We start from the raw sequence: 24,046 nt of genomic DNA, 5'->3' as shown, positions 1-24,046 counted from the left end.
ATTTTTTGGTTTAGGCATTGGGATCGGGGGATGAGGTTTCGTGCAAGTTCAGTCCAGATTGATACCGCACGCCCGGGGTATTGGGACAAGCTCCCGGGTGTATCGATACAACTCAAGCGCGGATTGCTACCACCTTGAACAAAACAGCGACAACTTCCCCGAAAAGAAAAAACCGCAGCCTCGGGCCACGGTTTCACTTTAGTCCTTATTCAATTCACGTATCACATGACCAAGCTCAGGCAGGATCAGCTTTTCCATCGCAAGCTTCACTGCACCGGTTGAGCCGGGCGTTGAGAATACAGCGGTTCTGCCGGCAACTCCTGCTACCGCTCGCGACATCATCGCTGCTGAACCGATATCCTCGGTATAGCTTAGAAACCTGAACAGTTCACCAAAGCCTGTGATCTCTTTTTCAAATAGAGGGGTCACTGCTTCAATGGTGACATCCCGTGCAGCGAGCCCGGTTCCGCCATTAATTAATACCGCCTGAATTCCGTCATCCATGAGTCCAGCCTTCACCGCCTGCTGAATCAGGATGATTTCATCTGTGACGATTTCATAAGCAGCAATTGCATGACCGGATGCCTGAAGCATCTCTTTCATTTTTTTACCGCTTTTATCTGTTTCTTCTGTTCTCGTATCACTCACTGTGATGATTTTACAGGCAACTGAGCGTGGTGCCTGTTTTTTATGTTCTTCATGCAAATGATTTCAGCTCCTCTAGCCACCAATATAAGACATCTCAATCTTAGGGCGGTTTTTCGCTGTTTCTTCCGTTCTTTCGTCAGAATAGCGGTCTTTTCTCACGCGCCAGATTGACGATACTGCTTCAACCAGTTCACTGTGATTTTTCGTCTGTACAGCTTCTTTCAGATCATGCCCCTGTGTTGCAAAAAGGCACGTATACATTTTACCGTCTGCTGACAGCCTTGCACGCGTACAGGTTGAGCAGAATGAATCTGATACAGATGAGATCACACCGACTTCGGTATCCGTTCCTTTATAAATATAACGGTCAGCCACTTCTCCATAATAATTCGGGTCGGCAGGCTCCACTTCGAATTCTTCATTTAACAGATCGATGATTTCTTTTTTTGTAACGACAGATGACATTTTCCAGCCGTTTGTGCTGCCGACATCCATAAATTCAATGAATCTGAGCATAATGCCGCGTTCCTTAAAGTAGCGCGCCATTGGAAGAATCTGATCGTCATTTACACCTTTTTGCACGACCATATTAATTTTCACTTCAAGTCCTGCTTCAAGTGCTGCATCGATTCCTTTAATCACAGGCTTTGTGCTGACGTTTCTACCATTCATTTTTTTAAATACGTCTTCTTCAATAGCATCCATACTGATATTCACACGCTGCAGTCCGGCAGCCTTCAGCTTTCCTGCAAGCTTTGGCAGCATCATTGCATTTGTTGTGAGTGCAATATCTTTAATCCCTTCAATTGCAGTCAGTTTTTCAATCAGTTCAGGCAGATCTTTTCTGAGGAGCGGTTCTCCCCCTGTCAGTCTGACCTTTTCAACACCCATTTCACTCATGGCTCTGACAAGCTTTTCAATCTCCTCAAAAGTCAGATACTGCTCTTTTGGCATAAAAGCAAAATCAGGTCCAAATATTTCTGCCGGCATACAGTATCCGCACCGGAAGTTACACTGGTCTGTAACGGAAATCCGGATATCATGCAGCGGCCGCTGATAAAAATCTTTAATCGGTTCCATCCGTTGTCCTCCTCTGTGCTTGGATCAGTTGCCTGTATGCCTCCTGGTCATTAATGTTACTGAAGGCTTCTTCACTGATTCCGAGTTTGTTATGCGGAACTTCCATCCAGTCAATCTGATCATAAAAACTTCTCATGCGGAAGTTTTCTTCTTCAAGCTGCGCTTTAATAACCGGCATACAGCTATATGAGTAAATTGCTGATAGCGGCTGCAGCCTGCCATTAACTGACGGCACAAGTGCCTGATGCTTTGCAAACGCATGGAGCAGTTTTTCAGCGTCCTCTTTCTCAAATAGTGGCATATCACATGGCAGCGTGACTAAGACGTCAGCATCTGTTTGTGACATAAGGGCATATAATCCGCCTAATGGACCGCACGATTTATACGGCGCAAGGTCTGTCACGAGCTTTCCTGTAAAGTCATGAAAATCATTCAGCTGGTCTTCTCTGACAGACAGCACGACTTCCTCACACACAGGCTCAAGTGCTTTCACAGCCCTTTCATAAAAACGGCTGTCACCCCATGTGGCAAAGGCCTTCGGACGACCAAATCGCCGCGACTCGCCGCCGGCCATGACAGCTCCAAGTACCCTCATCCACCGCTTACCGGAGGGATCAGGGCCACCGTGTCACGCTCTGTCACCTGGTCTTCAGGAAGCGCATACTCCTCATTGATTGCCACTAAAATACTGTCAGACTGAATATGATACTGCTTTTGTACTTCTTCAAGCAGTTCTTTTACTGTCATTTCTTTACGGTCAATCTCTATATGGTTACCACCTGCAAGCTCCTTCAGATGAGCAAAACAGTTTACCTTAATCATTTAATTTCCTCCTTCTCAGGGATCCCGGCACTGGTTTCAAGCTGATCACCAATCCACTCTTCACCGTCTTCCCACTTCTCTTTTTTCCAAATAGGTACGATCTGCTTAATCCGTTCAATCGCATATTCATTTGCCTCGTATGCATCTTTTCTATGAGGTGTGGAAACGGCGATCACGACTGCAATATCAGAGATTCCAAGTTTTCCGGTTCTGTGGGAAATCGCTGTTACAGCGTCAGGCCAGCGTGAAGCGATTTCATCTCCAATTCTTCTAAGCTGTTTTTCTGCCATAGAAGCATAGGCTTCATAGGTCAGGTACAGCGTACGTTTTCCCTTAGTGAACTCTCTGACTGTTCCTGTAAATGTCACGACTGCTCCCGCCTCAGGACGGACTACTTTCTGTGAGATCGCTTCAATTGACAGCGGCTCAGATGTAACTTCAAACATCGCTTTCACCTTCCTTTAACCAGTTTTTAAACCAGTCTGTATAACCTTTTACGTCCTGAAATGTAAATACGCTCAGATCCAGACGGTCAATCGGTAATTCAGTAATAACGGCTTCTATATTTTCGCACTGGTCCAGCAGTGCGCTATCTTCTTCGTCTCGAATGACAATTACTTTACTGTAAGACTCTCTTTTATATCCTTCTATAAGGATAACATGAAGGGGGAGGGTGCTGTAAAAAGTGAGCAGATTCTCTAAATCTGACAACCCGCTCTCCGACTCTATCACAACCGCTCCGTCGCCCTCTACTGCGCTGATTGCAGCACCTGCCTGAAAGTGACGGCTGCTGTCTTTTTCAGAATCCTGGTAGTCAGGTTTGCCGCCATGACCATGATGTTTAATCGTCCCTGCTTTTAAACCGCTCGCTTCAGCCGCCTTCACTAAATGGTTCATCACAGTCGTCTTACCGCTGTTCTGATAGCCAACAACTTGTAAAATTGGCTTTACCAAGGCATTTCACTGCTTTCAGCTGTTTCAAGAAGTGCCACTTTTACATGATCACCTGCTGTAAACCCTCTTGTTCCGCCAGGCAGGACGATCAGGCAATTCGTTGCAGCAAGTGAACTGACTGCACTTGATTTATTAAATCCGGATGGACTTGCTTCAAGCCGGCCGTTTTTGATTGAAAGCGTCCCTCTGACAAAACGCGTGAATGGATTCGGCTTTGTGAAATCCGCCCCAAGCACTGCATCTTCTAAAGGCAGGTGCGGCTTTGGATTCCCAAGCATCTGCTGGATCACCGGTCTTGTAAAGAGCTCAAACCCGACGTAGCAGGCGGAAGGATTTCCAGAGAGCCCGAATAAAAACTGTCCGTCTTTATGGGCAACCGTCGTCACGCTTCCCGGGCGCATCGCAACTTTATTAAATAGCACCTCTGCTTCAAGGCGTTTATAGACTTCCGGCAGAAAGTCAAAGTCACCGACAGATACGCCGCCTGTCGTGATCAGAATGTCCACTTCCTGCATTGCTTCTTTTACCGACTGATAGCACGCTTCAAGGTCGTCGGAAAGTTTCCCGAGCATTTTCACTTGCGCTCCGGCTCTTTCGATTTGAGCGGCTGCCATCAGTGCATTACTGTTTCTGATTTTCCCGGGCTCAAGCGGTTCGTTTACTTCAAGCAACTCCGACCCGGTCGCAAGTACACCGACAACAGGTTTAGCAGCAACTGTGACGTATTCGTATCCAAAGGTTGCAAGCAGCGCAATCGTGCCCGGGTTAATAAGAGCGCCCTTCTCCACAAGTACGGTGCCTTCTTTTGCATCCTCACCCTGAAAAGAAATATTATCGCCTTTTTTAAAAGAACGCTTGATTCGCATGACCCCTGGTTCAGGCTCTGACGTCAGCTCAAGCATGACCACTGCATCGCACTCAGCAGGCATCATTGCCCCTGTCATAATACGGGCTGCTTCAAACGCTCCGACCGGTACACTCTGCACAGCTCCTGCACCAATCGTTTCAGTTACGCTGAAATCCAGCGGGTTCTCCCTTGAAGCTTTTTCAGTATCCGCTGAACGGACGGCGAATCCATCATAGGGTGACCGATCAAAAGGCGGCACCGGATGGGTTGCGATTAGATCTTCAGCCAGTCTTCTGCCAAGCGCTTTCTCTATATGTACTTTTTCAGTTTTAGATAAGACTTCTTTTTCGATCACACGCTGAACAGCCTCAGCAACGGGAATCGGCTTACGTTGTTCTACCATTTTATCTACTCCTTTCAGGTCGTGCTACAATGAGTGTATTAATTAGATGAGGTGATAGCAGTGTCAGATTTAACACATTTTAATGACCAGGGTCGCGCCAGAATGGTCGATATTTCAGAAAAGCAGGAAACCGTCAGAATTGCAGTGGCGCATTCAAGTATTGTTGTAAATGAAGAAATCTACCAGCATATTCAAAACGGTACATCCAAAAAAGGCGATGTGCTTGCCGTTGCGCAGGTAGCCGGTATTATGGCCGCCAAGCAAACGTCAACCATCATTCCAATGTGTCATCCGCTTTCTTTAAGCGGCATTGACCTTTCTTTTGAATGGGATATCACTTCCCACTATGAGCTGAAAATTTCAGCTTCAGTCAAAACAAAAGGCAGCACAGGCGTTGAGATGGAAGCACTCACCGCTGCTTCCGTGTGCGCACTCACGATCTATGATATGTGTAAGGCTTCTGATAAAGGCATGGTGATCGGTCCAACTTTCCTTGCTGAGAAGACCGGTGGAAAAAACGGGGACTTCAAGCGGGACAGAAGCCCTGAGGTGAAACTTTAACGCAGCCGGCCAATCGCCATAAAGATCAGACTGACTGTCAGAATCAAAGCAGCGCCGCCTGTAAATGGCAGGCCTGCTTTTTCGCTGACAAAGCCGGCTAAACTTGACCCCGCTACGACACCCGCTGAAAAGAAAGAATAAAAAATCCCAAACGCCTTGCCTCTTGTTGCCTTATTGGACATATCCGTCACCATCTGATTCATCGATGGAAAAATTAAAGCGAATCCAATCCCGTATATGAACATCAGGCCCGGAATGACTACAGGCAGCGTGATCCACTGAATCAGCCCGAGTATCAGACCAATTGTAATCAATCCAGTTGCTGTCAGCTTTTCTGACGTATAAAGGTCATAAATTTTATTGAGCTTTGTCACGAAAATAATGACTGCTGTGACACCGAATATACTTAACCAAATGCCGGCAGAGGCTTGCGTCAGTCCGAGATCCTCCGCTTTTAATGGGAGTGCAAATGCAAGCGTGCCGTTACTAACCATCAGCGCAAATGCTGCAAGTGATGCCTGCTGCAGCTTTTTATGCTTCAATAGCTCCATAATCGGCGCCCCTGTAACCACTCTTCTCTCTCTTTCCCTGAAAGACTCAGATACATACTTCACTGTAAGCCAGATACAGATTGCAAAAAGAACGGCCACTGAATAAAAGACCGCATCCGTTAAACTGCTGGCTGCAAGAATCCCGCCCGCTGCAGGTCCTAAAATCGCTGCACTTCCGATTCCGGCACCAATATACGCCATCGGCTTTGTACTTCTTTTCGCCGCATAGTCACCGGCAATCGCAAATACACATGGGATCAACAGACCGCTTACGACCCCGTGAACCGCTCTGACTAAAAGCAGCTGACCCGCGTCCTGTGCCAGCGGATAAAATAAGAGAACCGCAGCGGAAAGCACTGTTCCAATCACCAGAACCGGCTTTCTGCCATATCGGTCCACTGCATAACCGCCCGCTATATTCCCGACGACATTCAATGCTGAATACACAGCAATAATCAAACCGGCCATCGTCTCTGAAGCACCGAGACTGATTGCGTAAGGTGTCATGACCGGAAGCTGAATGAATGTATCGATAAATGTCACGATAATGATAAAGTAAATGATCTTGGTCATGGTCATATCTTCTTTCTGCTTAGCATCATTAACGCTGGCTGCTGATTTCCGCTTCAGGGCGACGCTTTCCGTGGCCGGGCGGTGAGCCCGCAGGCTTCGCCATGCTCGGTCTCACACGTCCCTTCCTGCCACAGGAGTCGCCCCTTCCACTTCAATCATCAGCTGTGCAAATATATTGATGGATTTTAATGATATATTTTTCATACTTAATTAATCTTACCATTCCCTTAATTGTTTTGTGAAAACTCAGCACTTTTAAAACCATAATAAAAAGGCGGATTCCCTCAGAAACATTTGGGAACCCGCTTTTTTCAGTTAAAGACTTTATGATAGACTTTTTTAGCTTCTCCCTTGTCACTCGTACCGTGAATCAGTACGCGCCCATCCTTAAAGATCACCATTCTGTAAGGATCAAAAGTGATACTGATTAAAAACTGGTTGTACTGAACAGGAAGTCCCTGTGTTGAAAAGATCGTATGTAAATCCCCAAGATCTACACTTTTTTTCTCAGCAGGTCTGATCTGTACGGTATCCCGTCCGCATAAAACAGCTGTCTTCATTGCTGTTTCCATAGATAAATATGGATAAGTGGGGTTTTCCCCGCAAGAAGGACACTCTGTTTTCTTTAGCCTCGACACGCCTACCGCCTGATAATCGTTTTGCCAAACATCAAATGTCACGAGCTTTCCACTGAGTGCGTCAGCATTCCCTGTCAGGATTTTCAATGCATCCGCTGTCTGGTGCGCTGTCACCATCATCACAGCCGGACTGATAATGCCTGCAGTATCACATGTCTGCCCTGTTGGTGGCGTTGTTTCCCAAAGACAGTTGAAGCATGGCGTGACACCAGGTACCACAGTAAAGCTCATCCCCGTACTGCCGACACAGGCACCATAAATCCAGGGCAGCGCCAACTTTTGAGCAACGTCATTAATGACAAATCTCGTTTCAAAGTTATCGGTTGCATCGATCATTAAGTCGCTTTTTTCTGCATATTTCAGCAGGTCCTCGTACGTAATGTCCGCTACGATTGCCTGTATTTCCACATAGCTGTTCACCTGTTCAAGCCTGTATTTTGCAGCAATCGCTTTAGGCATTTTTCTGCGCGCATCTTCCTCGCTATATAATGACTGACGCTGAAGGTTACTCCATTCAACGTAGTCTCTGTCAATAATAGTTATTTTCCCAACACCGGCTCTTACCAGCGCTTCTGAAGCCCCTGTTCCGAGCGCACCAGCGCCGATAACGAGTACATGCTTCCGGCTGAGTTCTTCCTGGCCGGGAGACCCGATCGGCTTAAAAAGCTCCTGTCGTGAATATCGGTCCTGCTGCAACTGATCCGCCCCCTTCATTTAAATTAGTTTTTTACTAAGATAGCAGTTATTGCATGTCCCGACAAGGTAATGGCTTAAGAATTCATATAATTCCTATTTTTTAAATGTTTAAAAGAATATAATCCGGGAAACCATCTACTAGAACATCAAGTAATTTTTTCAGGAGGTTTTATCATGGATATCGAAAACAAAGTAGAAAAAGAAGCACGTCAGACTGAGCCTGAAAAGAAAGAAGAGATTTTACAGAGCTTTGACCGCTTTAAAGATTACTTAGGTGATCAGGTATCTAAAGGTGAAAAACTTGGCCTCGGCGAAGAAGCACTTGCAAAGGGTGCTGAAAGAGTCGGAGATTACCTGGCTAAAAATGAAGAACCCCGTAACCGTGAAGAAAAGCTTCTACAGGAACTCTGGAAGCTTGGTGATAAAGATCAGCGTCACCAGCTCGCGCATCTGTTAGTGAGACTGGCACAATCAACTAACGAATAAAGAATTTCGGCCTCCGCGTAAGTGCGGGGGCTTTTTTTGTTTTGATAATATTCGGCATTGCGGCTGGCAGCTGGGCGTTCAATTACTAATATAGATGATTCAATTAAGTCAGGCGGTGTCCCATATAACACATGCGCTGATACAAAAAATTCCCGATCGCCACTCTTTCGTTCAATTATTTACCGGGACGAACCAATTAATTTAAGCCATCATCCATATATCGACCAGGATGATTCAATTACCTGTCAACGCTCACCCGCCATCTCAAAACATTACTTTGTAAATTTAATGTTAAGAACCACACCAATCCCTTCACAACCACTCATACCCCTGCTAAAATTTTAATATCGGTTTACGATATCGAAATACGATTTCACTAAAGGGGACATGCGTATGGATGACAAAATACTGCGAAAACTGTTTCTTGGATTTATTCAGATCCATATTCTTCACCATGCACTCGAGCATCCTATATATGGTGCATGGATGACTGAGGAGCTGCGTGAGCACGGCTATGAAATCAGTGCCGGCACACTCTATCCTATTCTTCATTCAATGGAAGCAGACGGCCTTCTACTAAAAGAAGAGCGGAAAGTTGATGGTCATATTAGAAAATACTATACGGCGACTGCCCGCGGTGAAGAAGTGTTAAAAGAAGCGCGTAGTAAAGCGTACGAACTCTTTAAGGAAATCAAAGATTAGAAGGGAGATTCAAATGAAAAGACAAGGATCATTACTTGAAATTTTACTTGTTTCACTCCGTCTTGGATTAACCTCATTCGGCGGGCCGATCGCTCACCTCGGTTATTTCAGAGATGAATATATCGAAAGAAGAAAATGGATGTCGGATAAAACATATGCTGACCTTGTCGCACTGAGTCAATTCCTGCCGGGGCCTGCAAGTTCCCAGGTTGGAATCGGTATCGGTGTGATGAGAGGCGGACTGCTCGGAGGACTCGTTTCTTTTATCGGGTTTACAATGCCTTCAGTCATCGTTCTGATCATTTTCGCTATGATTGTATCAAGCTTTGATGTTGCAGATGCAGGCTGGCTTCAGGGACTGAAAATCGTTGCTGTAGCAGTTGTGGCGCATGCCATTATAGGTATGACAAAGAATCTGACGCCTGACCTTCAGCGAAAAGCGATGGCACTGCTCGCGCTCTCTGTCACATTGCTGTGGCAGACAACAATTAGTCAGGTCGTAGTCATTATCATCGCCGGAATTGCCGGGTTCTTTCTTTTTAAAGGAGATACGTCGGAAAAAAACCCGTCATTTACTTTTCCGGTATCTAAAAAGCTTGGTGCAGTCTTTTTGATACTGTTTTTTGCACTTCTTGCCATTCTTCCTATTGCCCGGGAAATAACGAACGCAAACTGGATTGCAATGTTCGACAGCTTTTACCGTTCAGGTTCACTCGTATTCGGTGGAGGACACGTTGTCCTTCCTTTACTGGAGCGTGAATTTGTTCCAACAGGCTGGCTCACCGAAGAAGAATTCCTTGCCGGCTATGGTGCTGCACAGGCAGTTCCAGGCCCATTGTTCACTTTTGCTGCCTATATCGGTGCAGTCATTGGCGGCTGGCAGGGCGGACTGCTCGCAACTGCAGCGATCTTCCTTCCGGCATTCCTGTTAATTCTGGGTGCACTCCCGTTCTGGAATGCTCTTAGAACAAACCCAAAAATGAAAGCTGCCTTCATGGGCGTCAACGCAGCAGTAGTCGGCATACTAATCTCTGCCTTCTACTTCCCAATCTGGACAAGCTCAATTTTAGAGCCGATCCACTTTGTGCTAGCTGCCTTCCTGTTCAGTATGCTGGTGTTCTGGAAGCTGCCTCCGTGGGTAGTCGTGTTGACCGGGGCTGTTGCAGGGTTGTTGTTTTTGTAGGGAATGGCACACCGGGGACGGAGTTAGCTGATTCATTTTTATAATGATTCTAATTGTGGCGCACTGAACTCCGTCCCCAATGAACCGCCTAAAAAAAGGAACCGCCTCAGCGGTTCCTTTTTTTAGGCGGTTCATTATTTATCGCGACCAACTTCGCCCGGAATATCTCCCTGAGGTGTTGCGTCTACTGTGTTTTGACTCTTTTTATTCAGCTGGACAACTGAATCGTTTGATGACTCTGTTGAACCCGCCTGAGAAGAAACGCCTTCTTTGACTTCAGAGCTGGCATCTGCAACCTGACCGCCGATGTCTTTAGCATCTTCTGTTGCTTCTTTTGCTGATTCGACGATTTCAGATGCGCTTTCGCGGATTGATTCCACTTGTGGCACAACGTCTTCGTTAACTTTTTCGTATAGAGACTGCGCTTCATTCATTGCGTTTTTCAGTGTAGATACAGCTGATTGGAAGCGTCCCGAAAGATCATTTTTGAATTCTCCAGGATTGTCTTTTACGTTGCGTACGAAACCACTCGTAGATGAACCGATGTTTTTACTTCCCGTTTTCACCTGATCCCTTGTGTTTGTGTCCAGAAGTGCGATTGCTGCGCCAACTGCCGCACCGACTAATACACCCATAAATAATTTGCTGCTGCCTTCATTTTTTGTATTATAATTTTGCGCCATGATTAAATAGCCTCCTAAAGAAGTTTTTGTATATTTAGAAGTCTACCCTTCTCATATTCATTTAAACATTCAGACTGATTCTTTCAGCCTTGCCATGGCAAGCCATACGCCGAGTTCAGTTCTGCTGATTCCAACGCCGACGTAGCCTGAAGCCATAAAATCTTTTTGTCTTTTAGTTTTATCTGTTCTGACAAAAATATATGAATCTTTATCGACAAAAAGCTTTTGCTGAAGCGGTTTATAAAAAATATATCGCGGCATATTACCGTATTTGTTTTTCACATCGACAACAACCATTTCCTGTCTGAACTTATCACGCATGCTTGGAAGGTTTTCCGGTGAGACTGTACAGCATACGTGTTCAAAAAATGGATTTGTGAATTTGAGCTCCTGCATGATGACTTTAGCCATTGTCTGCTGCAGACCATTGCCGCGGTAATCCGGATCCACGAGTGATATTTCCTGATGTACAACCTTCATCTGTTCTTCATATGAAAGGCCAAGATCCCGGCCGAGATTTTCTTCATCATCGCCAGGAAAAAGCAGTGCACGAACTGCAATCAGCTCCTCCTCGACATATACACCGATGAGAATACCGCCTTCACCTAATATATATTGAATTTCTTCATTTGTAAGCGGCTGAAGCGTTACCTGGTCTTCAAGCCCGTCCACAATTTTATGCTGAAATGATTTGAATTCATCAAATTGATTGTCTGTTAGCTGTCGCATCACGTAATTTACTTTTACGTTGTCAGTTTTCCGGACAGCTTCTCCCTGATATAACTCCATAAGTTGATCTCCTTTACGTTCCATCTGAATTGATTGATAATTAATGTTAGTTTAACACGTAAAAATCAAAGGTGTGAAAGATTTGAAAATCATTGTACTGTCAGACACGCATATGCCCCGGATGGCTAAGTCTCTTCCACCCCGTCTATTAAAAGAATTAGTGTCTGCTGAACTAATTCTGCATACAGGGGACTTTAACACCATTGATGTTCTTCATGAACTCGAACAGTTTGCTCCAGTTAAAGGTGTGTACGGTAATGCTGATCATGAAGAATTAATCAAGACACTTCCTGAAAAGCAGATAATAGAAGCAGGATCATATAAAATTGGCCTGGTTCATGGACATGGAAAAGGAATGACTACTGAAAAAAGAGCAATTGCCGCTTTCGCAAACGATCAGATTGATCTGCTGATCTACGGGCACTCCCATATCCCATCTTTTAAAACAACCGACGGGCTTCAGGTATTGAATCCGGGCTCGCCGACGGATAAAAGGAGGCAAAAGCAATTTTCTTTTGTTGTATTGACGGTTGAAGAGACATTAAATGTGGAATTTATCTATTATGACAGCAAAACTTAGGAGGAATTAAAATGGAGAAAAAACTGATTATTGCGCATGACCTTGAAGAGGAATTGCTAACTGCAGCAAAAGAAGCCGCGCCAGACTGGACAATTGTAACGGGAAAAGATGAAGAACAATGGGGTCCTCATATGAAAAATGCATCCATTGTAGCAGGCTGGAAAAAAGCAATGACCCCTTACCTCGATCAGGCTGAAAACCTTGAGTGGGTTCAATCATGGAGTGCCGGCATTGACAGCCATCCACTTGAAGATTTTGAAAAGCACAATATTAAACTGACCAGTGCAAACGGCGTGCACGCCTTCCCGATTGCTGAAACGATCTTTGCCATGATGCTTGGCTGGACAAGACATATTCATACATACACCCGCCAGCAGCAGGAGAAAAAATGGCATCATGCAGGTCTAAAGCTTGAGCTACATGGGAAGAAGCTTGCCCTTTTAGGAGCCGGAGCCATTGGGAAAGAAACGGCAAAGATTGCAAAAGCATTTGGAATGGAAGTTGCCGGATTCCGCAGAAGCGGTGAAAAAGAACAGTACTTTGATCAGATGTATAAGCTCGATCAGCTTCATGACATTCTGCCTGAATGTGATTATGTCGTGATTACACTGCCACTGACAAAAGAAACGAACAATCTCTTCACTGAAGAAACTTTTAACAGGATGAAATCTGAAAGCTTTCTGGTCAATATTGGCCGGGGGGAAATTATTGATGAAGAAGCGATGATTCAAGCGCTGAAAGATGGTAAAATCGCTGGCGCCGGACTCGATGTATTTGCAACAGAGCCACTGCCTGAAGAAAGCCCGCTGTGGGAAATGGATAACGTCATCATTACACCGCACACTGCAGGGTCAACCGAATACTACAACGACCGTGTGATTAAGGATATACTGATTCCTAACCTGAAGTCCTTTACAGAAGATAAAAAACTGAGTGTGAATGAAGTGGATTATAAGAAGGGGTATTAGAAACAATTAAAGTTATTAAAATCTTATTGTCAAAATTGAATACCGCTTAATGAATTAACTTTAGTGTAACGGAGCGGAAAGCGTCCGCCTGAAGCGCAGTGAAACGATTAAAAGCCCGAAACATTTTGTCTCGGGCTTTTAATCAAAATTATTCAGTTTTCCCCTGCCAGTTCATCATTCCGCCTGACATATTCGTCACGTTATAACCCTGACCTTCAAGGTACTGCGTGCCCATTGTACTGCGGCCGCCTGACGCACAGACTACGATATATTCCCTGGATTTATCAAGCTCCTGCTTACGGAATTCAAGCAGGCCGAGCGGGATATTCATTGCGCCTGGGATCTTCCCGCCCTTCACTTCTTCTGCTTCTCTTACATCCAGAATATGAAGTTCTTCGTTTCCATTCAACTTTTGTTCTACTTCTGTTGGCATAATTGATTTCATTTTAATAACCTCCACATTTTTTAAGTTTGACGATGCCAGCCTGTGGCTGTTGAAGTAAGGTCATTTTATTTACCTGATAGCCTTTACTTTTTAAAAACCGGATGCCAAGCTTCAGGTCTACCTGGTCTGAAGCAATGACATGAATATTTTCTTTTGGCAATTCTTTATAAAATCGTTTGAGATATGCGTAGGGAATATGCTGAAACGGTGAGTATCTTTTTACGGTTGAATCATTGTATGGTCTCAGATCGACGATGACATTAGACTGAACCATCTGATCTTCAGGTACACATTCAACACCATTTAACGGAGCATAGCGTTTATAAATTGAAATAAGTGCAATGACGATTGCTGTAATGAGTAAAAATTCCACTCCAACACCACCTCTTAAAGTTTACATTGATTATAATATACCCCCAGGGGCATATAGTCAAGCGAAAAGTTTTTGCGTATTGACCCTTTTTTCTTCTATACTAAATACAGAAATGCCAGGAGGACGAACGATGAAATTATGGATAAACCGAATTAGCTCAATCCTCGCACTTGCTGCGCTTTCAATGGTATTTGTGCGATTTTTCTTTCCGGATGTCACACCATTTTTAACATCCGGCGTACTGTTTATTTTGTTCTTCATCTTTTTAGCCGTATCTATTGTAACCTTTGACCCGAAAGCTTCAAAGCGTGACGAACTGGTCGGTCTGCCGGTCACGATCTATTTTTCAGTGCTGGTTGTCTTTTTGCAGCTGATCGGAGGAGAAACCGATACCCCGCTCAGCATTGATCAGCCATTTTTATGGATTGCTATTGCCCTCGGGATCTGGCTTGATGTTAAAAGAACTCGAAAAAATAAGAAAGACAGAGAAAAAAGCGCCGCGTAGGCGCTTTTTTCAATCTGCATAGATCACGTAAATTAAATGATCTGTCCATTCCCCGTTCTCATGAATGAACTTTTTTCGCGTACACTCGTATGCCATGCCTGCTTTTTCTGCTGTTTTGATTGAGGCTGTATTATCGAGATTAATCTGAGCTTCCAGTCTGTGCAGGTTCAGCTTTTCAAAAGCCATGCGGATCAGTCCTCTGAGGCTCTCAGTTCCATAACCCTGTCCCCAAAACTGGTTGTTCAGTGCGTAACCGCCTGAAGCCCATTGTGTCTCATCCCGCTGTAAAATCAGCATATCAACGTGACCAAGTATTGCCTGATCCTCATTCCTGAGTATTGCAAATACATAAATATGATCGTCTTCCGCCCATTTATTAAAGCGGATCATTTTCTCTTCAAATTGTTCAGCGGTAAACCCCCTGAGGTCAATATAACCCTCATCATATTGATGCTGAGCAGGCTTTCTGCTGCTGATCTGCTTTTTATATTCTTCAAAATCTTCTTTTATGAAGGGTCTTAATGTGATTCTTTCCATTTCAATTTTCATTCAATCACCTCTTACAGATCGGCTCAATGTCCCGTATACTGAGAGGAAAAGGAAATCCGGGTGAGTTTGATGAGATCTGCTTCTATTCTTTTTGTATTATTTGCTGCTGTCCTTTGGGGAACGACCGGAACAGCTCAATCATTTGCGCCTGAAGGTACGCACCCCGTTGCGTTTGGCGCTTTCAGATTATGTATTGGCGGCGGGGCACTACTATTGTTTTCAATGCTGCAGAGAAATTTCTCTTTGTCCGGCTGGCCATTACAGTCACTGATTGCTGCAGCATTATGCATGGCGTTTTACCAGCCATTCTTTTTTTCAGCGGTGCTGATGACAGGTGTCGCAGTCGGAACCGTGACGGCTATCGGCTCTGCACCGGTTATTGCAGGACTGCTTGAATGGATGTTGTATAAAAGAATTCCTGACCGTAAATGGTGGATTGCCACAATGACTGCCATTACAGGGTGTATTTTATTATTTGCAAACCCTGAAGCCATTACGGTTGATCCGATCGGTATGCTGCTGGCACTTGGTGCTGGAACAGCCTTTGCGACTTATACAATTGTCAGCAAGGAGCTGTTGAATACACATCCTCCTGACACTGTCACTGCAGTTGTATTCACACTTGCTGCGCTCATTCTGTCGCCAGCTCTTTTCTTCTTTGACCTGAGCTGGATTGCAACGCCTGAAGGAATTGGAACAGGCCTTTATATCGGCATTATTGCAACTGCATTCGCTTACCTGCTGTTTGCAAGAGGGCTGACAGGTATTAAATCGTCCACTGCCGTTACCCTGTCGCTTGCAGAACCGATGACAGCTGCTCTTTTAGGCGTCATCCTTGTTGGCGAAACACTATCACTGCTTTCCTGGACAGGCGTTTTGCTGTTAATGATGTCCATTGTTATCCTGTCGTTCAAACGAAAAACAGAAGCAAGGATATAATAAGCCTTGCTTCTGTCTGATTAACTCTGCTGATAGGCGAGCTCATTCACTTTTGTGAGTCTGCGCATATCCTGTCTTGTGATAAATGGCATCTGGCCTTTTTCAACCTGAGCTACCCATTGCTCCATCGCGCTCGGAAGCCCTTCTGGCAGCGCTGCTACCTTCCATTCACCGCCTGTTTCAAGGGTCTTATACCTTGCTGCTTTATCCTCAACCAGATAAATACCCTCTGAGCCATGGATCTCCAGCTGGAATAACCCGCTTGTCACAAATCCTGTCTCAAGCACCGCCATCTGACCGCTTTCATATCTCACGAGCACCGCTGACTGATCATCCACTTCATGCACGTATACATGCTGAAACATTGCTTTTACTTCAACCGGCTCACCGCACAGACGGTTAGCAAGGTAAATCGGGTGTGCGCCAAGGTCAATCAGAGAGCCCCCGGCTGTTCCTTCCTGCTTTAGGAAATGAGGCGGCAGCCATCCATTTCCGCCGTCTTTCGGTACAGCACCATCATGAGCAACCCGGCATCTGACAGATGAGATTTTCCCGAGCTTTCCTTCGTCTGCGAGCTGTTGTCCGAGAAGGTAATAATCTGCTGAAAGCCTTGGCAGAGAAAGCATTAAGTGCACACCTGCCTGATCAACCGCATGAAAGATGTCTTCACACTCCTGTCCTGTCAGGCCAAGCACCTTTTCAGAAAAGATGTGCTTTCCATGCGCCGCTGCTTTTTCAATGATTTCTTTATGCATCTTTGTTGGCGTATCTACAATCACACCTTTAATTTCCGGATCTGATAATACATCTTCAAGCTCCGCTATAAATGGAATGCCCTGCTCCTCCGCCCAGGCTTCCCCTCTGCTCTGATCTTCATCCCATATAGCCGCCACTTCAATATCAGGGTGATTTAAAGCTTCCTTTATGTAATCATCCGCATGAACGTGCCAACGGCTTAACATTGCTACTTTGATCATTTAATATTCCCCTTTCTCTGACTGCCAGATCCCTGCTTCCGCAGCGATCAGCACAATTCCATATAACACAAGGATCAGACTAAGTAAAAGTGGTATGCCACTTGTTTCAAACATGGCTGTATAGAATCTGCCGTAGCTTGTAGACCACTCCGTAACACCGGAAGCATAAATAGCTGAAGTGATCCATGAAGCAGCAAGCAGTAAAACCCCGGCGAATAGACTGACCATTCCAACAAGCAGCTTGTTCTTTCTTGACTGCTTCTGCCCTTCTGACATGTTGTGATTCAGTGCAGCAGTCTGATTCAATCCTCTGATTCTCTGATCCGCTACTGTCAGCGAAACCAGCATCGTCACTGAGGTACCGGATGTTCCGGTTTTATTAAAACCAACGCTTTTATAAAGCTTATATGCAGCATGATTAAATGGATCTACACTGAGCGATAACGCTTCATACCCTTGCGTCATCGCATGTGCAATGATTTCTTCAAGCAGCTTTCTGCCGATCCCTTTCCCTCTTGCAGATGCTTTAACCGCCATGCCAATCAGGTACGTCAGCACTCACAAAACCGTAGCCGGGATTGTCTTTAGTGAATTGGCGGTACCAGACCGCTCCGAGCAGCTCGCCATCTTCTTCTGCTACAAGCACTTCATCTCCAGGTCTGCCCCAGTTTTCGTGGTACTTTTTCATACCGTCTGATGATAATAACGCTTCTTTTGAAGGCTTATCTGACAGGATATAAATTGACTCATACAGCATGTCCAAAAAGAATCCGTGTTCATCCTTTTGCATTTGTCTGACCTGCATCGCCATTCCCCTTTTTCTTAAAACTTTGTTAAAGTTGGCTGTTGATTTCCGCTTCAGGGGGACGCTTTCCGCGGACGAACGCTCAAGCCTCCTCAGGCAGAAAACCACTGCCTTCCGGGGTCTTTCACGATCGTTTTTCCGCAGGAGTCGCCCCCTTCCGCTCCAATCACCAGCTGTCCAGAAAAAACAATCATCTATAACATAGCTTTTCTTTAAAATCATTATTTAATTGCGTGGTCACTTGCTTTTACGTCTAATACCCCGTGAGGCAGCACTGCATGTACACCCTTTACCTGATTCACAACCTGGGTGATCCGCAGATCAACAACTGTACTGCCAAGCGCAATTGCTTCTTCTCTGCTCACTTGAAAACGCTCCTGCATCAGATCCACCATTTCTTTCAGCGCCATTCCGGCAGCTTTATTCAGATCCTCATCAAAACCAAATGTCAGCCAGCCTGATGGAGTATCTGCACGCGGTCCGCTGATGGTTTGATTTTCAAACAGCGTGAAAGTCAGACTGACTTCATCCATCGGGCATTCAATGGCTGTGCCTGAAATCTCGCCGTCTCCCTGTGCTGCATGACCGTCCCCTGTAGAAAAGAGTGCTCCCTCTACTGCAACCGGCAAATAAATTGTGCTTCCTTCAACCAGCTCTTTGCAGTCAATGTTACCTCCGCAGTAGCGCGGCGGGATCGTTGAATGAATCCCTTTTTCAGCAGGTGCAGTTGCCATTACCCCCATAAATGGAGAAAGCGGTACCTGAAATTCCCTTGTGCCAATCGTTGTCTTACCGGTCATTGCCTCAGCATCGAGTACCCAATTTAACGTTGTTCTCTCTTCAAAGGAAATATCCGCCTGCTGATTCTGCCAGGATTCAACGCCGCCTCCAACGTTCCACCCGTACCACCCAGGGATAATTTTATTGACTCTGACCGCAATCATCATGCCAGGCTTAGCGCCATTTATGTATATAGGACCAACAAGCGGATGCCCCGGCTTTTTCTCCTTTGTGCGGGAGCGGAATGACATTGAACTGCCGTCTTTATTTTTCAATCCCCATTCAAGTCCGATCGTGTTCAGCGTCACGCTGTCTCCATTTTCAATGGTCAGTACCGGCTTGTGCTCCGGGCTGAACGAACCGTGAAGTACGCTGTCTGATGCTTCTATGTGATGTGTCGCCATGTAATTCCTCCAGCTGTCCGTTTCTTCCATTGTACGTGAAACAGGCAGGAATTGAAAAAGGTAAACTGAATATTCTTTAAAATATTGATTTAAAAAACGCCGGCTCAAGATTAAGCCGGCGTACTAATTACATTATTTTTTCTTAAATACTTCAGAAAGCTTTTCCGGTGGGTACGGCTTTGTGAGGTATTGTGTGACATCGTACCGCTGGACTTTTTCAAGGTCTGCATCCAGGGCAGAAGAAACAACAATTGGCAGGGTTTCATTGCCTGGCTGCTGCCGGATTTGTTCAATTACATCCCAGCCATTCAGATGCTCTCCTAGCATGATATCAACAATTACCCCTGTGAAGGTTTGATTCGCCAATGCTTCAACCGCACGATCCGGCTGAAAATGATGCACAACGGAAAAACCGCTGGACTTTAGCTCATCTGCAATTAAAAGCGCCAGACTTGGATCATCCTCAAGCACAAGAATGGTATCTTCAGCAGCAATCGTATAACTCTGATTTTCTTTTATCAATGGGAGCTCAACGTGAAATGCAGAGCCTTCACCCTCTTCGCTTCTCACAAAAATGTTACCCATATGCTTTTCCACAATCTCTTTACAAATAGCAAGTCCGAGACCTGTGCCGCCAATCTTCCGGTTTTCACCGTTATCAATTCGCTTGAATTTCTGGAACAGCTTATCAACTTCCTCTGAAGGAATACCAATTCCCTGATCTTCTACAATGATTGATGCCTTCCCCTGATCAGCACAGAGTCTCACAGTGATATCCCCACCCTGCGGTGAAAATTTAATTGCATTATTTAACAGGTTGGTCATGACCTGCGTGAGTCGTTCCCTGTCACCTTTAATCATGCTGTTTTCCATCTCATCTCTGATAACCAGCGCATGAGACGATGGTATATTTACTTTTTCAAGCACTTCCATGACAAGCTCATTCATTTTAATTTCTTCCATATGATAATCCTGCTTCCCGGACTCCATCCGCTGAAGGTCCAGGAAATCATTAATCAGATTAGTCAGCCTTTTTGCTTCCTTATGAATGGTCTCAATATAACGCTTTTGCTTTTCAGGCTTCATTTCTTTTGTTAACAGAAGCTCTGCAAACCCAAGTACACTCGAAAGCGGTGTTCTCAGCTCATGACTGACTGTACTCACAAGCTCTGACTTCATTTTATCGACTTCATAATCTTTTGTAATATCACGATGTACAAAGATCGTTCCGGTCCACTGTCTATCCCGGTATACAGACATGCCATATACATCGAATACCTTTAATGAATCATCTTCAGTTTTGAGCGTATACCTGATCGAGCGCGTGCCTTCAAATGCTGACTCAATTGCAGCTTCAAAGAACGCGCGCATCTCCTCTTCTTCATTCACACGTGAAATCATTCTTACGAGCCACTCATCGCATACAATCTTTTCATCTTTGGATGGTTCGACTTCAAACAGCCTGCATAACGCTTGATTATGCTGAACCAGCCATCTTTCAGGATTTACAAGCTGCAGCCCTTCAGTCATATTATCAAGCATATCCTGCGTTAATTCTTTGGAGTATTTAATCTCATCAAACGCAAGTAGCCTTTCAAATGCGATCGACATACGCTGAACAAGCCCCTCGATTTCCTCGCATTCATTTTCTTCAAAAGGCCTGCCAAACCGGTTTGCTCTGAAGATCCCGATCAGTTCTCCTGAAGCGCCGGTAATTTCAGCTGTCAGGTCATAAACGAAGCTTTTAGCAGAGTCCAGGCTGTCCTCTTCAGGTCTCGCCAGCCTTTTACGCACCCTCAAGCCACTTTCATCCTGACGAAGTGGTGCATTAAGGATCTGATGTATTTTTTCAGTTGATACGTTCATTGCTGAGTAGGCAGAGCGGTCTGCCATATACATCATCATCTGGTCAAATGCATATAGTCTGTTCATATACTGAATCATCTCATCAAGGAACTTATAGCGGTTTGAAGTACTTGATAATACACGGTTCAGATCATTAAAAAGCTCTAGCCGCCCTTTTGTTTCCTGCGTCTCAAGAAGGGTTGCAGCCAGCTGATCCTGCTGCTCATGCATTGCTTCCTGCTGAGCCATCAGCTCTTCATTTTGAGCATGAAGCTCCTCTTCATTAAGCTGGAGAAAAGCTGTCATATCGATAAAGCTGGAGGTAAGTACACCGAGTTCATCATTACGGTCAGACTTTTCAATATCCGGCTTCCTGCCTTCCTGAATATCAGTGGCAGCCATGTGTAATTTCTCAATCGGCCTGATCATAGACGCAATTAATCTCCACAGGATGACAATCATGACTAACATCAGAATGCCTGTAATCAATAGTGACAGCAGAAATGACGAGAACATACTTTCAATTGATTGTGTAGACACTACATCCAGGCGCTCCTCAGACTCTCTTTCTACTTCTTTTGTGTAACTGACAAAATCATTTACAGAAATATTTAATCCTGACTGAGAAAACTCACGCAGCCCCTCAAAATCACCAGCGTCCGCAAATGCAATCGCAGTTGGAAGACTGTTAGTTACATAGTCATCCATAAACCGGGTTAAATCACTGATCAGCAGCTCCTCCTGTCCCGTTAATTCCATACTGCTGTAACGGTCAATAGCCGACTGATATCTGTTCAGGGCTTCAGTCAGGCGTTCACGCTCAAGTGCAGATTGAAATGCATAAACGCCACGAGCTCTGAAAAATACGTCATTTAATGCATCCGATAATTCAGATGCTGCTTCCTGTTTTTCATAAATTGCCTGCTGTTCATCAAGCAACTCTTCCTGTTGCTGATAGATAAAGAACCCGGCAATAATAAAGCTGATCATGACAGTAATGAAAGCACCGATTGCAATCAGTAGGTATTTACTTCTCAGCGTTTTCATTGTTTAACTGTGACCCTTAATCATCGTCTCGACAAAATCACTCAGCTCAACTGGACTGAAAGGCTTCGCCATAAAATGATCAGCCCCTGCAGCTTTCAGCGCTTCCTGATCTTCCTTTTGCGTCTTAGCAGTCAGCATAAGAATCTGCAGGTCATCTTTAATATCCTGGTTTAACTGTTCAAGTACCTCACGCCCTGAGAGGCCAGGCATCATGTAATCGAGAATAACAAATTTATATTCTCCGCTGGCTAGCTTCTGATACGCTTCATTTCCGTCCACTGCAGTATCTATTTCAATATCAAGATCTTCAAGCGTATCCTCTATCAGCATTCTCAGAATTTCTTCATCGTCTGCAATTAATAATTTGTTCAACTGATTACCTCCTCTTTAGTTTGCCTGTCCCGCTTCATAATGCTGTTAATGCGGACCAGTTGATGAATGCTCGATGTACCGGCAAGTTCGGCAGCTTCTCTCACAACCTCAAACTCATAGCCATCCAGATTCATTCTTTCATAGTCATCATTCAGCATTAACACGTCGTTTCCTTTACTTTTCTGCTGTATTCTTGCTGCCAGGTTGACGGTTTTTCCGAAATAGTCCAGAAGATCATTGGCATTTACTGCTATGACCGGTCCCGTTGTCAGGCCCAGCTTGATCGTCAGCTGCATATGCTGATCGCGGTTAAACTGATCCAGCCCTTCCTGAATGTCAAAGGCTGCTGAACACGCATCTTCTTCCCGGTAAAATACCGCCATAACCGCATCCCCTATTGTCTTCACGACAGTCCCGTTATGGACTTTTATATGTGATTTTAAGTATCTGAAATGTTCACTTACCTGGTAATAAGCCTTTGCATCCCCCTCTTTTTCATATAAAGCTGTAGAAGCTTTTAAATCACTGAAGAGGACTGTCATAGACTGAACACCAATCTGCTGATCCGGCGATAGAACTTCTGAAGAGAACAAGTCTCTGTATAATTGAAGAGATGTTATCTCCGCAGCCGTTACCGCCTGTTCATTCCAATCTGTCGTTTCATAGACAGCAATAATTTCCTCACTGGATTGATTAAAGATCGCCAGTTCCCCTCCTGAGGATTTGACAGAGGCTATTGGACTGCTCCATCTTTCTCCATCAAAACGGTATGTCTGACTTTCTGCAGATATATCCTGCGCCATGACGGCATTATGCTTTAACAGTCTGACTCTTGTGCTTCCTTCAGCAGGAGGATACTGCATTTTCACCTGCTCGCCTGGTGCGATCCGCCTCTGAGCCAGGACATGTGGCGATTTAGCAGGCCCGGTCAGGCAAAACGTTTGATCTGATGCTTTCCTTACAGAGGGGTGAACAGAAAATTGCATTTCAATATATTGATTAAAGCTCATTTCATAATTAATCCCGCAAAGGTCGCAGTGTACCTGATCTTTTATTTCCTTCATAGAAGAGACTGTCGATTTGGATACGCGGCAGTTCGGACACATTAAGTGCCATTCCTGTTGCAGCAGCCCTACTTTTACTGCATGAAGAAACAGCTCAAGTATTTCTTTGCGTGAAAACTGCCACTTGTCAGCCAGTACATAAGGGCGCATGTGTAGTATTTCATCATCACCTGCCGATTGAAGATGATGGCACAGCTGTGCAGTCTGATCAGCTTGAGAATGTATCATTGACAGCTGAGCTGACAACCCTTTCAGACGTTCCTGATCAATTGACGGTGCTGACTTTACAGGCAAAACTTCATAATTGCTACGCTCATTTGATTCGAGATATTTATCAAGATATTTCATAATTTCTTTAATCGATTTGAGACCGGCAAGCGGAATTGCAGCATGACCAAGTATATTTGCAGGCGTAAATCTTGCTGTCCCTGTCACGATTGTCCCGAAAGTGCCGTCAGCAAGCGGGGTCTCTGAATCCTGCATTGCAACCTCCCATAACAGGAGTTTGATTGGTCCACTTTCATAACGCCGTTCTACAGAATAGACCTCTTCTTTCACCCATTCAAAAGGATGTTCTCTCCATTTCAGAGGCACGATTCCCATCGCTTTTGCATGGGCATACCGGAACAGCTTCTGATCTTTAAATGCAGGATCTGAAAAATCTACTGGAAATAGACCCGATACACGATTCAGATGTTCAGTGTCAGCTAAAAGCTCCCATGCCTTCTGCCTTGGTACCGGGTACTCTCTTTTGAAAACATACAGTTTTTCTTTCAT

The 24,046-nt window shown here is 44.9% G+C and carries 29 protein-coding genes; 8 read left to right on the top strand and 21 right to left on the bottom strand.

The features are described from left to right. Positions 1-198 precede the first annotated feature (198 nt). From LG330_RS03310 to glp, 7 genes are read right to left on the bottom strand one after another with little or no spacing between them, the layout of a single operon-like run. Positions 199-705, bottom strand: a complete 507-nt coding sequence (locus LG330_RS03310) for a molybdenum cofactor biosynthesis protein B (RefSeq protein WP_404407363.1) — start codon at positions 703-705, stop codon at positions 199-201. A 15-nt stretch (positions 706-720) separates the two neighbouring features. Beyond that, entirely contained in the window at positions 721-1,728 is a 1,008-nt protein-coding gene (gene moaA, locus LG330_RS03305) for a GTP 3',8-cyclase MoaA (RefSeq protein WP_404407361.1), read from the bottom strand. Next, positions 1,715-2,323, bottom strand: coding sequence for a molybdenum cofactor guanylyltransferase (locus LG330_RS03300; RefSeq protein WP_404407359.1), 609 nt, complete (start codon positions 2,321-2,323; stop codon positions 1,715-1,717). Before LG330_RS03300 ends, moaA begins: the two co-directional genes overlap by 14 nt. Beyond that, positions 2,320-2,550, bottom strand: coding sequence for a MoaD/ThiS family protein (locus tag LG330_RS03295; protein WP_404407357.1), 231 nt, complete (start codon positions 2,548-2,550; stop codon positions 2,320-2,322). Before LG330_RS03295 ends, LG330_RS03300 begins: the two co-directional genes overlap by 4 nt. Next, positions 2,547-2,996, bottom strand: coding sequence for a molybdenum cofactor biosynthesis protein MoaE (locus LG330_RS03290; RefSeq protein ID WP_404407355.1), 450 nt, complete (start codon positions 2,994-2,996; stop codon positions 2,547-2,549). The genes LG330_RS03295 and LG330_RS03290 overlap by 4 nt, the downstream gene beginning before the upstream one ends. Beyond that, the gene (gene mobB, locus LG330_RS03285) at positions 2,989-3,504 is read right to left on the bottom strand and encodes a molybdopterin-guanine dinucleotide biosynthesis protein B (protein ID WP_404407353.1); all 516 of its coding nucleotides are present in this window, start codon (positions 3,502-3,504) and stop codon (positions 2,989-2,991) included. Before mobB ends, LG330_RS03290 begins: the two co-directional genes overlap by 8 nt. Continuing rightward, entirely contained in the window at positions 3,498-4,754 is a 1,257-nt protein-coding gene (glp, locus tag LG330_RS03280) for a gephyrin-like molybdotransferase Glp (RefSeq protein ID WP_404407351.1), read from the bottom strand. The genes mobB and glp overlap by 7 nt, the downstream gene beginning before the upstream one ends. 60 nt (positions 4,755-4,814) lie before the next feature. Here glp and moaC point away from each other — a divergent pair, with 60 nt between their 5' ends. Beyond that, a complete protein-coding gene (moaC, locus tag LG330_RS03275; protein ID WP_404407349.1) occupies positions 4,815-5,315 on the top strand; it encodes a cyclic pyranopterin monophosphate synthase MoaC in 501 nt (166 codons plus the stop codon). Here the strand turns inward: moaC and LG330_RS03270 are convergent. Together LG330_RS03270 and LG330_RS03265 are read right to left on the bottom strand one after the other, a co-directional pair. Continuing rightward, complete coding sequence (locus tag LG330_RS03270) at positions 5,312-6,496, bottom strand: MFS transporter (RefSeq protein ID WP_404409484.1); 1,185 nt, start codon at positions 6,494-6,496, stop codon at positions 5,312-5,314. The two genes, moaC and LG330_RS03270, sit on opposite strands and share 4 nt — an antisense overlap. Positions 6,497-6,750: 254 nt before the next feature. Next, positions 6,751-7,773, bottom strand: a complete 1,023-nt coding sequence (locus LG330_RS03265; protein ID WP_404407347.1) for a ThiF family adenylyltransferase — start codon at positions 7,771-7,773, stop codon at positions 6,751-6,753. Positions 7,774-7,947: 174 nt separating this feature from the next. Between LG330_RS03265 and LG330_RS03260 the strand changes: the two genes are divergently transcribed. The 3 genes from LG330_RS03260 (at position 7,948) to chrA (ending at position 10,144) form a co-directional block, all read left to right on the top strand. Then, positions 7,948-8,259, top strand: coding sequence for a DUF3243 domain-containing protein (locus LG330_RS03260; RefSeq protein ID WP_404407345.1), 312 nt, complete (start codon positions 7,948-7,950; stop codon positions 8,257-8,259). Positions 8,260-8,652: 393 nt separating this feature from the next. Then, complete coding sequence (locus tag LG330_RS03255) at positions 8,653-8,961, top strand: PadR family transcriptional regulator (protein WP_404407344.1); 309 nt, start codon at positions 8,653-8,655, stop codon at positions 8,959-8,961. Positions 8,962-8,974: 13 nt separating this feature from the next. Then, complete coding sequence (chrA, locus tag LG330_RS03250) at positions 8,975-10,144, top strand: chromate efflux transporter (protein ID WP_404407342.1); 1,170 nt, start codon at positions 8,975-8,977, stop codon at positions 10,142-10,144. Positions 10,145-10,278: 134 nt separating this feature from the next. Here the strand turns inward: chrA and LG330_RS03245 are convergent, their stop codons facing one another. Both LG330_RS03245 and LG330_RS03240 read right to left on the bottom strand, forming a co-directional pair. Beyond that, entirely contained in the window at positions 10,279-10,827 is a 549-nt protein-coding gene (locus LG330_RS03245) for a YtxH domain-containing protein (RefSeq protein ID WP_404407341.1), read from the bottom strand. A 69-nt stretch (positions 10,828-10,896) separates the two neighbouring features. After that, positions 10,897-11,616: a GNAT family N-acetyltransferase gene (locus LG330_RS03240; protein WP_404407339.1), complete on the bottom strand. Its 720-nt coding sequence runs from the start codon at positions 11,614-11,616 to the stop codon at positions 10,897-10,899. Between the two features lie 73 nt (positions 11,617-11,689). On the opposite strand from LG330_RS03240, the gene LG330_RS03235 reads away from it, so the two are divergent. Continuing rightward, the gene (locus tag LG330_RS03235) at positions 11,690-12,196 is read left to right on the top strand and encodes a metallophosphoesterase family protein (protein ID WP_404407337.1); all 507 of its coding nucleotides are present in this window, start codon (positions 11,690-11,692) and stop codon (positions 12,194-12,196) included. Positions 12,197-12,207: 11 nt separating this feature from the next. Then, positions 12,208-13,164, top strand: a complete 957-nt coding sequence (locus LG330_RS03230) for a D-2-hydroxyacid dehydrogenase (RefSeq protein ID WP_404407335.1) — start codon at positions 12,208-12,210, stop codon at positions 13,162-13,164. 148 nt (positions 13,165-13,312) lie between these two features. Here the strand turns inward: LG330_RS03230 and LG330_RS03225 are convergent, their stop codons facing one another. Then, the gene (locus tag LG330_RS03225; RefSeq protein ID WP_404407333.1) at positions 13,313-13,609 is read right to left on the bottom strand and encodes a rhodanese-like domain-containing protein; all 297 of its coding nucleotides are present in this window, start codon (positions 13,607-13,609) and stop codon (positions 13,313-13,315) included. 1 nt (position 13,610) lies between these two features. Next, complete coding sequence (locus LG330_RS03220; protein ID WP_404407331.1) at positions 13,611-13,982, bottom strand: sulfurtransferase; 372 nt, start codon at positions 13,980-13,982, stop codon at positions 13,611-13,613. 130 nt (positions 13,983-14,112) lie between these two features. Between LG330_RS03220 and LG330_RS03215 the strand changes: the two genes are divergently transcribed. After that, on the top strand, positions 14,113-14,487 hold the full coding sequence (locus LG330_RS03215) for a hypothetical protein (protein WP_404407330.1): 375 nt from the start codon (positions 14,113-14,115) through the stop codon (positions 14,485-14,487). A 9-nt stretch (positions 14,488-14,496) separates the two neighbouring features. Here LG330_RS03215 and LG330_RS03210 read toward each other — a convergent pair whose 3' ends face one another. Beyond that, on the bottom strand, positions 14,497-15,036 hold the full coding sequence (locus LG330_RS03210) for a GNAT family N-acetyltransferase (RefSeq protein WP_404407328.1): 540 nt from the start codon (positions 15,034-15,036) through the stop codon (positions 14,497-14,499). 69 nt (positions 15,037-15,105) lie between these two features. Here LG330_RS03210 and LG330_RS03205 point away from each other — a divergent pair, with 69 nt between their 5' ends. Next, positions 15,106-15,975, top strand: coding sequence for an EamA family transporter (locus LG330_RS03205; protein ID WP_404407326.1), 870 nt, complete (start codon positions 15,106-15,108; stop codon positions 15,973-15,975). Between the two features lie 20 nt (positions 15,976-15,995). Here the strand turns inward: LG330_RS03205 and LG330_RS03200 are convergent, their stop codons facing one another. The 7 genes from LG330_RS03200 to LG330_RS03170 all read right to left on the bottom strand — a co-directional run bounded on the left by LG330_RS03200 (position 15,996) and on the right by LG330_RS03170 (position 24,046). Continuing rightward, positions 15,996-16,952 carry a Gfo/Idh/MocA family protein gene (locus LG330_RS03200; RefSeq protein WP_404407324.1) on the bottom strand — a complete coding sequence of 319 codons (957 nt, stop codon included), beginning with the start codon at positions 16,950-16,952 and terminating at the stop codon, positions 15,996-15,998. Further along, complete coding sequence (locus LG330_RS03195) at positions 16,953-17,510, bottom strand: GNAT family N-acetyltransferase (RefSeq protein ID WP_404407322.1); 558 nt, start codon at positions 17,508-17,510, stop codon at positions 16,953-16,955. Then, the gene (locus LG330_RS03190) at positions 17,479-17,757 is read right to left on the bottom strand and encodes a hypothetical protein (protein WP_404407320.1); all 279 of its coding nucleotides are present in this window, start codon (positions 17,755-17,757) and stop codon (positions 17,479-17,481) included. The genes LG330_RS03195 and LG330_RS03190 overlap by 32 nt, the downstream gene beginning before the upstream one ends. Before the next feature lie 221 nt (positions 17,758-17,978). Then, positions 17,979-18,941 carry an acetamidase/formamidase family protein gene (locus tag LG330_RS03185; RefSeq protein WP_404407319.1) on the bottom strand — a complete coding sequence of 321 codons (963 nt, stop codon included), beginning with the start codon at positions 18,939-18,941 and terminating at the stop codon, positions 17,979-17,981. Positions 18,942-19,073: 132 nt separating this feature from the next. Continuing rightward, positions 19,074-21,833, bottom strand: coding sequence for an ATP-binding protein (locus LG330_RS03180; RefSeq protein ID WP_404407317.1), 2,760 nt, complete (start codon positions 21,831-21,833; stop codon positions 19,074-19,076). Positions 21,834-21,836: 3 nt separating this feature from the next. Further along, a complete protein-coding gene (locus LG330_RS03175) occupies positions 21,837-22,205 on the bottom strand; it encodes a response regulator transcription factor (protein WP_404407315.1) in 369 nt (122 codons plus the stop codon). Continuing rightward, positions 22,202-24,046 (bottom strand): adenylate/guanylate cyclase domain-containing protein, encoded by a 1,845-nt coding sequence (locus tag LG330_RS03170; protein WP_404407313.1) that lies wholly within the window; start codon positions 24,044-24,046, stop codon positions 22,202-22,204. Before LG330_RS03170 ends, LG330_RS03175 begins: the two co-directional genes overlap by 4 nt.

The organism is Jeotgalibacillus malaysiensis (assembly GCF_044789845.1).
Taxonomy (GTDB): domain Bacteria; phylum Bacillota; class Bacilli; order Bacillales; family Jeotgalibacillaceae; genus Jeotgalibacillus; species Jeotgalibacillus malaysiensis_A.
This window is presented reverse-complemented; position numbering and strand designations above follow the sequence as displayed.

Bases quoted from the DNA above. Each gene is read 5' to 3' on its own strand.
- moaA (WP_404407361.1), bottom strand. From the start codon at position 1,728: ATGGAACCGATTAAAGATTTTTATCAGCGGCCGCTGCATGATATCCGG.
- LG330_RS03300 (WP_404407359.1), bottom strand. From the start codon at position 2,323: ATGAGGGTACTTGGAGCTGTCATGGCCGGCGGCGAGTCGCGGCGATTT.
- LG330_RS03295 (WP_404407357.1), bottom strand. From the start codon at position 2,550: ATGATTAAGGTAAACTGTTTTGCTCATCTGAAGGAGCTTGCAGGTGGT.
- LG330_RS03290 (WP_404407355.1), bottom strand. From the start codon at position 2,996: ATGTTTGAAGTTACATCTGAGCCGCTGTCAATTGAAGCGATCTCACAG.
- glp (WP_404407351.1), bottom strand. From the start codon at position 4,754: ATGGTAGAACAACGTAAGCCGATTCCCGTTGCTGAGGCTGTTCAGCGT.
- LG330_RS03260 (WP_404407345.1), top strand. From the start codon at position 7,948: ATGGATATCGAAAACAAAGTAGAAAAAGAAGCACGTCAGACTGAGCCT.
- LG330_RS03255 (WP_404407344.1), top strand. From the start codon at position 8,653: ATGGATGACAAAATACTGCGAAAACTGTTTCTTGGATTTATTCAGATC.
- chrA (WP_404407342.1), top strand. From the start codon at position 8,975: ATGAAAAGACAAGGATCATTACTTGAAATTTTACTTGTTTCACTCCGT.
- LG330_RS03245 (WP_404407341.1), bottom strand. From the start codon at position 10,827: ATGGCGCAAAATTATAATACAAAAAATGAAGGCAGCAGCAAATTATTT.
- LG330_RS03240 (WP_404407339.1), bottom strand. From the start codon at position 11,616: ATGGAGTTATATCAGGGAGAAGCTGTCCGGAAAACTGACAACGTAAAA.
- LG330_RS03230 (WP_404407335.1), top strand. From the start codon at position 12,208: ATGGAGAAAAAACTGATTATTGCGCATGACCTTGAAGAGGAATTGCTA.
- LG330_RS03225 (WP_404407333.1), bottom strand. From the start codon at position 13,609: ATGAAATCAATTATGCCAACAGAAGTAGAACAAAAGTTGAATGGAAAC.
- LG330_RS03215 (WP_404407330.1), top strand. From the start codon at position 14,113: ATGAAATTATGGATAAACCGAATTAGCTCAATCCTCGCACTTGCTGCG.
- LG330_RS03210 (WP_404407328.1), bottom strand. From the start codon at position 15,036: ATGAAAATTGAAATGGAAAGAATCACATTAAGACCCTTCATAAAAGAA.
- LG330_RS03205 (WP_404407326.1), top strand. From the start codon at position 15,106: ATGAGATCTGCTTCTATTCTTTTTGTATTATTTGCTGCTGTCCTTTGG.
- LG330_RS03200 (WP_404407324.1), bottom strand. From the start codon at position 16,952: ATGATCAAAGTAGCAATGTTAAGCCGTTGGCACGTTCATGCGGATGAT.
- LG330_RS03190 (WP_404407320.1), bottom strand. From the start codon at position 17,757: ATGCAGGTCAGACAAATGCAAAAGGATGAACACGGATTCTTTTTGGAC.
- LG330_RS03185 (WP_404407319.1), bottom strand. From the start codon at position 18,941: ATGGCGACACATCACATAGAAGCATCAGACAGCGTACTTCACGGTTCG.
- LG330_RS03180 (WP_404407317.1), bottom strand. From the start codon at position 21,833: ATGAAAACGCTGAGAAGTAAATACCTACTGATTGCAATCGGTGCTTTC.
- LG330_RS03170 (WP_404407313.1), bottom strand. From the start codon at position 24,046: ATGAAAGAAAAACTGTATGTTTTCAAAAGAGAGTACCCGGTACCAAGG.